This window comes from Hydrocoleum sp. CS-953, from assembly GCF_002260545.1.
Taxonomy (GTDB): Bacteria; Cyanobacteriota; Cyanobacteriia; order Cyanobacteriales; family Microcoleaceae; genus Trichodesmium.
Genome location: NZ_LGSU01001032.1, coordinates 1 through 6,168 on the forward strand (window position 1 = coordinate 1; position 6,168 = coordinate 6,168).

At 31.5% G+C, this 6,168-nt stretch carries 3 protein-coding genes and 1 pseudogene; 1 reads left to right on the forward strand and 3 read right to left on the reverse strand.

Annotated elements, in window-relative coordinates; translation table 11 throughout:
• Positions 1–351 precede the first annotated feature (351 nt).
• On the reverse strand, positions 352–2,109 hold the full coding sequence (argS, locus tag AFK68_RS14995; RefSeq protein ID WP_094673495.1) for an arginine--tRNA ligase: 1,758 nt from the start codon (positions 2,107–2,109) through the stop codon (positions 352–354).
• Between the two features lie 1,193 nt (positions 2,110–3,302).
• On the opposite strand from argS, the gene AFK68_RS15000 reads away from it, so the two are divergent.
• On the forward strand, positions 3,303–3,704 hold the full coding sequence (locus AFK68_RS15000) for a hypothetical protein (RefSeq protein WP_094673496.1): 402 nt from the start codon (positions 3,303–3,305) through the stop codon (positions 3,702–3,704).
• 238 nt (positions 3,705–3,942) lie between these two features.
• On the opposite strand, the gene AFK68_RS15005 is transcribed toward AFK68_RS15000, so the two are convergent.
• Together AFK68_RS15005 and AFK68_RS45265 are read right to left on the reverse strand one after the other, a co-directional pair.
• On the reverse strand, positions 3,943–4,638 hold a 696-nt coding region (locus tag AFK68_RS15005; protein ID WP_143437890.1), incomplete at its 5' end, for a DUF2330 domain-containing protein.
• Position 4,639: 1 nt separating this feature from the next.
• Positions 4,640–5,354, reverse strand: a pseudogene (locus AFK68_RS45265) (DUF2330 domain-containing protein); the annotation flags it as partial.
• Positions 5,355–6,168 lie beyond the last annotated feature (814 nt).

Here is a 6,168-nt window from a genome sequence, read left to right on the forward strand (position 1 = left end):
AATTATCAATTATCAATTATCAATTATCAATTATCAATTATCAATTATCAATTATCAATTATCAATTATCAATTATCAATTATCAATTATCAATTATCAATTATCAATTATCAATTATCCAAAGCTTTGCTCGTCTAATCCTAAAAACTCCTAAAAGTCAAATAATTTGTCAATACTATTCCTTTGAAACTCCGAGATGAAAAGGTTTTCTTTTTTCTCTTAAGTTTTTGCGTGCCTACATACTAAATTATGTCTATCTAAGAACTGCTTAAAAAATTCAAATTTTCTCAGTTTGCTAAATAAAATTATTCATCTAGAGAAAGACACAAAAAAATTAAATTCAGGTACAAATCACATTCTTTCCAAAACAGAAATTCCCAATAAAGACAAACCTAATTTTAAAGTTCTTGCCGTTACATCACATAACAATAAGCGAGAAGTACGCAAAGGTTCTTCCGACTTTAAAACCGGACAATTTTCAAAGAACTTATTAAACTTTTCACTCAACTCATATAAATATTCACAAAGACGATTAGGCAACAATTCAACAGACACAATATTCAATACTTCATTCAACTGTAATAGATGTTTTCCTAAAACCAACTCTTGCTCATCCTGCAAAATAATTTTGCCATCCTTTCTCAACATTTCAAAATTAATTTCTCCCTTCCGAGCAATTCCTTGAACCCGCACATAAGCGTATAACAAATAAGGAGCAGTATTACCCTGCAAAGCTAACATCTTATCGAAACTAAAAACATAATTACTATTCCGATTTTGACTCAAATCTGCATATTTAACCGCACTTAAACCAACAACCCGAGCAGCATTTTCAATAAACTCCTCACTCTCAGAACGATTTTCCTCTTTTAACCTTTTTTCCAAATCATTTCTCGCCTTATTTATAGACTCATCTAATAAATCTCTTAACCTCACAGTTTCTCCAGAACGAGTCTTTAATTTTTTCCCATCTTCTCCCAAAACTAAACCAAAAGGAACATGAACAACCTCTACATTTTCTGGTATCCAATCAGCCTTTTTTGCCACCTGCCAAACTTGAGCAAAATGATTAGCTTGACCAGAATCAGTAACATAAATTAATCGGTTTGCTTCCTCTTTTTCAATTCTATGAACTAAGGCAGCTAAATCAGTTGTCGCATAATTATAACCACCATCCGACTTCTGTACAATTAAAGGTAAAGGCTCACCTTCCTTATTAGTAAATCCCTCCAAAAATACACATTGAGCACCATCATTTTCCTCTAATAAACCTAACTTATTTAACCCCTCCACAATCCCAGACAACATAGAATTATAAAAAGACTCTCCCCGCTCATTTAACTTAATATCAAGTAAGTCATAAATAACTTTAAATTCCCGTCGAGATTGATTACATAAAAGTTGCCAAGCATAATTACTATCCTCAGCACCTGCTTGTAAACTTACTACTTCTTTTCTAGACTTTTCCTTAAAATTTTCATCCTCATCAAACCGTTTTTTTGACTGCTTATAAAAAGCAACTAAATCTCCTATATCTAAAACATCAGCAGTCTTTAAAGCTTCCGGAAAAGCTTCCCGTAAATAAGTAATTAACATTCCAAACTGAGTACCCCAGTCTCCTACATGATTTAGCCTTAGTACATCATGTCCCTGAAATTCTAATACCCTTGCCAAAGAATCTCCGATAATTGTTGACCTTAAATGTCCAACGTGCATTTCTTTAGCAATATTAGGACTAGAAAAATCTATCACAACTCGCTGGGGATTTTTAGCCGGGGAAATATTCAGCCTTTTATCTTTAATTATTGCCTCTAGGCAGGTTTCGATATATTCTGGTTTAAGACTAATATTGATAAAGCCAGGTCCAGCAATTTCTGGTGAAAGACAAAAGTCGGTAATGTCAAGATTGTCGATAATTTGAGTAGCGATCGCCCTTGGTTTATCCTTTAATTTCTTGGCTAAAGACATCGCTACATTACATTGATAATCTCCAAATTTGGGATTACTTGCAGGAACGACTATTGGATCTGTGCCTGCTAAATTTTGACCAAAGGCAGCAACTAAAGCTTTGTCAAATTTACTTTTGAGTTTTTCAAGAGTAGGTTCCATTGTTATGTTTAATATTTTCAACTTTTACAGATAATAGCCTTTTGTCATGAGAAAAAACATTAATATCTGATACACTCCCATTTGAATCTTGAGCAATTAAACTTATAATTTTTGATAATTCTTGGTGGTTAGTGTGGCCATTTCAGTTATCAGTTATCAGTTATCAGTTATCAGTTATCAGTATCTCTAACTGCACTATTTAGCTTGAAATACCGAAGTTGATTTTTTTCATCCCCTATCTAAGGGGAGACTATTGATCTAATTTTTTGGTCATTGTAAGATAGATATATTTTTTTGACGTAAGCTACAAAAAAATATAGGACATGAAACAAAAATCACGGTTGTAAATTGCTGAGATTTTTCTCCTGTTTACTGCTCCTTGATTCTGTAGGAACTAAAACTTAATTACCACAATCTTTGTTTCTATCTATGATGTTTCTTAGGATAGTTAAGTAAAGTTGTCTTTCTTATTTCCTGTTCCTAGTAATCCCTGTTTCCTAAAATCTAGATTTTTCTACCTGACTAACACCTGAGAATTACTATAGTCACTTTCAAGCTATCTGAATTACAAAAAGCTGGAAATTGTAGCTTACATCAAAAAAATATAGAACATGAAACAAAAGTTACGGTTGTAAATTGCTGAGATTTTTCTCCTGTTTACTGCTCCTTGATTCTGTAGGAACTAAAACTTAATTACCACAATCTCTGTTTATATCTATGATGTTTCTTAGGATAGTTAGGTAAAGTTGTCTTTCTTATTTCCTGTTCCTAGTAATCACTGTTTCCTAAAATCTAGAATTTTGTATCTCACTAAAACCTGAGAATTACTATAGTCAGTTTCAAGCTATCTGAATTTTTTCGGAGAAATTTTTTATCAATTCNGTTAGGTAAAGTTGTCTTTCTTATTTCCTGTTCCTAGTAATCACTGTTTCCTAAAATCTAGAATTTTGTATCTCACTAAAACCTGAGAATTACTATAGTCAGTTTCAAGCTATCTGAATTACAACAAAAATTGAAATAGAAAAATTGAAAATAGTCTTATGTGTGATTTAGGACACTTAGATTAGTAATTATTATCTTATAGTTTTGTGATTTAGATAATGAAGATCGGATAATCATAGATATATAATTTTAAGAAATGTTAAGATAAATTAACATATCTGAGAAAAAAATACTACTTGAGGAAATTTATTATGTTATCTAGACGGACTTTCGACGATCATTCCCTTAGCGAATCTTTCTATCAAGCACTAATTAATCGCTTTTATGAAGCTTTGAGTTTTTCCACTCAATCCTTATTAAATGAATGTAGTTTTGGCTTTGCCCCAGATTCACTTGGAGTCAAAACTTTTTTCATTATTACTCCTTCTATATCAGATGCAGATAAATTAGGTCAAGATATTGAAAGTCTCAAAAATCGAGTAATTTCACTAATGCCAGGAGTAGGAAAACTTGCTATTTGTGTAAATCCACTGAAAGAGGAAAAGGAGTTAGAAACATCTAGAGATTGTGTTGATGAAAACCAAGAATTTCTACCACGGTATATGATGTGTAAAATTTTTCCTATAGATTTATCGAATCAAAATCTAGATTAATTTTTCCACNTATTGAAAGTCTCAAAAATCGAGTAATTTCACTAATGCCAGGAGTAGGAAAACTTGCTATTTGTGTAAATCCACTGAAAGAGGAAAAGGAGTTAGAAACATCTAGAGATTGTGTTGATGAAAACCAAGAATTTCTACCACGGTATATGATGTGTAAAATTTTTCCTATAGATTTATCGAATCAAAATCTAGATTAATTTTTCCACCTAGTATTAGATACTTTTGATATCTAAAACTTTTCAAATATTTTTTTTAGTTCAACCTCCGAAATAACTTTACCAGAAGGATTTTTAATTTCAACTTTGTCGTCGAAATAATTCCTACCTTTATTGTAGTCAATTGGTAACAAGATATATCTTCCTTGATAGAGAGTTTTATCGGAGGTAATAGTAAATTCTAAATCCTGATTATAAGTATTCTTTGTATACTGTAAATGTAATCTGGTGATAAATGCTTTTTCCTGGTTCATCCCCAATTCATTCAACTCTTGAGAATCTAACGGTATTGTATTACAAGGGTCACAAAAACCTGTATCCCAAGCATATTCTATAACTACAATTTCTTTGTTTGTAGCTTTAATAGTTGAAGTAAACAATTCTCGATAAAATTCGCCAAATTTTGGCTCTACTGTTTGTGGTACATCAAAGTTACTAGGAATCATTACATTTTCATAATTACTAACTTCAGCACGACCAGTTTCACTCAGAAAATAAACGATAATATTCTGAGTATCCTCTGAGTTAATTTTTCCCAATTGAAAAGGTAACATAATCTGAGGATAATTCTTGACAGTAAACTGAAGAGGTCTTAAATTTTGAAAACCTAGTTCTTCTTGTGCTTCTAAGTTAACTCTTACCACAAAAAAGAAAAGTCTCTTATTAATATAGGGTTGCATATATTTAGCAGCACCTCTAGGAATTTTATANGAGTATCCTCTGAGTTAATTTTTCCCAATTGAAAAGGTAACATAATCTGAGGATAATTCTTGACAGTAAACTGAAGAGGTCTTAAATTTTGAAAACCTAGTTCTTCTTGTGCTTCTAAGTTAACTCTTACCACAAAAAAGAAAAGTCTCTTATTAATATAGGGTTGCATATATTTAGCAGCACCTCTAGGAATTTTATACTGATTTTCCCTTAACCAACTTTCCAAAGAATTAGACTCAGTTGCACTTAAAATAACAATATCATATTCTCCCACAGTGAAGCTTTCTATAACTCTTACATTTTCACGAGGAAATTTACCTCTAGCTCCCCCTCCTCTAAGACCACCGTCTTCCTCATAACCATTATAAGAATCATATTTAACTAACCTAGGAGCAGTAAAATCATCTAAGCGTTGAAAAAGTTTTTGTGAAATAACTCTTACATCTTGTTTTTTTAGTACAACTGGTACTGGTAAAATTAGGGCAAATTCTTCAGGTTCCCCCTTATAATCAAAAGCTAAACTGTAAGTTGTTTGATTATCTTTATGAGCGATCGCCACTTGTGAGCGGTTATTAAACATTTCAGCATCAACTTTTGCTACAAAAAAGCCACAAAAACTTCTAACTTTTTTGACATCTATAGACATAGAAACTAATATTAAGCTTCCTATCACAGATAATTTGATAAATTTTTTCAGTCTGGGTTTGAAGAACATATCAGTTATTTAAGTTATCAGTTATTTAAGTTATCAGTTATCAGTTATCAGTTTATCCTACTTTACTAGGAAGCTTGAGATACCGAATTTCTTTCTTTATCTCTCCTTGAAAATAGATAATTTAATAATTTTTTTTAGCCTGAGTATGAAAAACATATTAGTCATTTCAGTGAGCTGTACCTTCTACTTCAGTTCCCGAAAAATCAGCAAATTTTCCAACTATTTTTCACCGAGACAAAGCGAGAAAATAATCTTCAGCTTCCCACTCTAGATAATTTGAGAAAAATTTTTACTCTGAGTTGAAAGAACATATCACTCCAGAAATATTAATCTGACTGCCAAAAACTTTTCAACCAACTATTTAAGCATTTAGCATTTCCATATCCAACTTTTCATCTTTCCCAAATTAGCAAAATTTCATCTAAAGAAATAGATAAAATAATCTTCAGCTTTCAAGTCTAGATAATTTGAGAAAAATCTGACTGTCGGAGTTGAGAGAACATATAAATCTAGAAATATTAATCTGACTGCCAAGAATTTTTCCATCAACCATTCATAAATTCCATCTCAAATTTTGCCTGTTCCCAAAAATCAACAAAATTCCCAACGATTTTTCACCTCCACAAACAGAGAAACTAATATTCAACTTCCGACTCTAGATAAATAGATAATTCGGTGATTTTTTTCAGTCTGAATTGGCAGAAAATATTAGTCAAGAAATATTCATCTAATTCCACATACTTTTTACATCAACCATTCATAAATTCCATCTCAAATTTTTCCTCTCCCCAAAAATCAACAAAATTTCCAACGA